General features: G+C 39.5%; 2 protein-coding genes and 1 pseudogene. 1 reads left to right on the top strand and 2 read right to left on the bottom strand.

Annotation, left to right across the window (positions count from 1 at the left end; all coding sequences use genetic code 11):
• The first annotated feature begins 13 nt into the window (after positions 1-13).
• A pseudogene (locus MSI_RS14605) lies at positions 14-629 on the top strand (aminotransferase class V-fold PLP-dependent enzyme).
• Between the two features lie 4 nt (positions 630-633).
• Here the strand turns inward: MSI_RS14605 and MSI_RS13340 are convergent.
• Both MSI_RS13340 and tmk read right to left on the bottom strand, forming a co-directional pair.
• Complete coding sequence (locus MSI_RS13340) at positions 634-1173, bottom strand: hypothetical protein (RefSeq protein WP_009108208.1); 540 nt, start codon at positions 1171-1173, stop codon at positions 634-636.
• An 82-nt stretch (positions 1174-1255) separates the two neighbouring features.
• A partial coding sequence (gene tmk / locus MSI_RS13335; RefSeq protein WP_039925076.1) for a dTMP kinase occupies positions 1256-1749 on the bottom strand: 494 nt, incomplete at its 5' end.

Below are 1749 nucleotides of genomic sequence, written 5' to 3'. Positions count from 1 at the left end.
GGCTGCCGGAAAGATTCCTTTCAGCCTTAAAGATTGGGGAGTAGATTCAGCTGCCTTTTCTGCCCACAAAATCTGCGGTCCCCGCGGAATTGGAATTTTATATCTTAAGGATGCAGATAAAGGCCTTGAACCCTTTTTGCGGGGGGGCGGGTCAGGAAAAGGGAATCAGAAGCGGTACAGAAAATGTATTCGGAGCCCTTGCTTTTGCCAAATGCCTTACAAAATATTTTATCTCAGAAGAAAATGAAAAAGCCTTTGCTTTATATCAGGCTCAGAAAAAAATTACTGAGGATTTTGTAAAAAGACTTTCTGAATTAGCTGGAGCTACAATCATTCCGCCCTCACGCCTGCAAAAACCAGAGTTGTTTTCGCCTTATGTTGTTCAGGCAGCATTTAAAAATATTCCTGGAAACGTAATGCTTCGTGCCCTTGATTCAAAAGGCTATTACATCAGTACTGGAAGTGCCTGTTCTTCAAGAAAGAATAACCGTCCAGTTCTTGAGGCAATGCATGTGGACGGACCTCTGCGAGAAACGGCTGTTCGTTTCAGTTTTGGCCCTCTTACAAGTCCTTCTGCAATTGAAGATTTATTTAAAGCTGTTTCAGAAGTGAACGGAACTTTCAATTAAACTCTTAATAAGTTTTTTCCATTGAATTAAGTTCTTCGATATTTTTTTCAAGGCGGCTTATTTCGCGGTTAAGCATTTTTTCGTAATTAAGTTCGCCCTTTACAATACGCTCTCTTTCATCTTCCCAGTTCTGCTTTTCTGTAATGTAGAGAAAATTGAAGGAGGCGTTGCTTGATTTTTCACACCAGACTTTTGCTTCCTGCCAGTAATAAAGGCCGGCCTTATAGCAGGTAAGGGCTTTTTCCATATTGCGAAGATATTCTTCTTTCCAGGGAGCATCGTAAAAATAGATGCATTTTTTATCGTAGGTGCGGCCAAGTCGCAGATGCTGTTCAATTAGTTTTAAATTAATGTGCATCTGAAATAAATAGCGGTATTTTTCCCACTGCTTTTCGCTTTCAACCTTAAAATCTGCAAACTGAGGATTGCAGAAATCTGCCTGGGCTGCCTTTTCAAGCCAGTAAATGTTTTCTATGCAGTCGTCAGGGTACTGCTGGTAATGCACGTGATAAAGCTTATACCAGTCTTCCTTGAATTTTACCATGTAGGCAAAGGCCTTTATGGGTGAAAGAGAAAAGAAAAATGTACACAGTAAAATTACAAGAACTGATTTTTTCACTCTATTATTATCGGAGAATTTTAAGATTGATTAGAGTGTTATAGATAAAATCTGAAATTTCTTCGATTGATTTTGTCGCATCAACGCGAACAATTTTCATGCCGTCAGGATTATTTTCATATTCAGAAATTACTTCATCATACAGGGCTGCAGTCTTTTTCTGATAATCAATTTTTTCGTATATTTCCCGTTTTCCGTCCCGGCTTTCTACGCGTTTTAATGAAATTTCCGGGTTAATTTCAAAATAAAACAAAACTTCAGGAAGAGGAAAAGGAGAGTTTACAAGACGGGGAATTTCTTTTCCGCAGCTTGCAGACTGGTAGGCCAGACTTGAAAAAAAGTAACGGTCACTTACAACAATTCTTCCGGCTTTTAAAAGCTCTTCAACTCCGCCGTCTCCGTAAATATGTTCACAGCGGTCTGCCGCAAAAAGATATGAAGAAGTTCTTTCGTCAACTTTAAAATACCCCTGCCAAGCATCTGGCGTAAAAAAACGTACCT

Origin of the sequence: Treponema sp. JC4 (genome assembly GCF_000260795.1) — a bacterium.
In the GTDB taxonomy this organism is placed as follows: Bacteria; Spirochaetota; Spirochaetia; order Treponematales; family Treponemataceae; genus Treponema_D.
This window is presented reverse-complemented; position numbering and strand designations above follow the sequence as displayed.

Bases quoted from the DNA above. Each gene is read 5' to 3' on its own strand.
- MSI_RS13340 (WP_009108208.1), bottom strand. From the start codon at position 1,173: ATGGTAAAATTCAAGGAAGACTGGTATAAGCTTTATCACGTGCATTAC.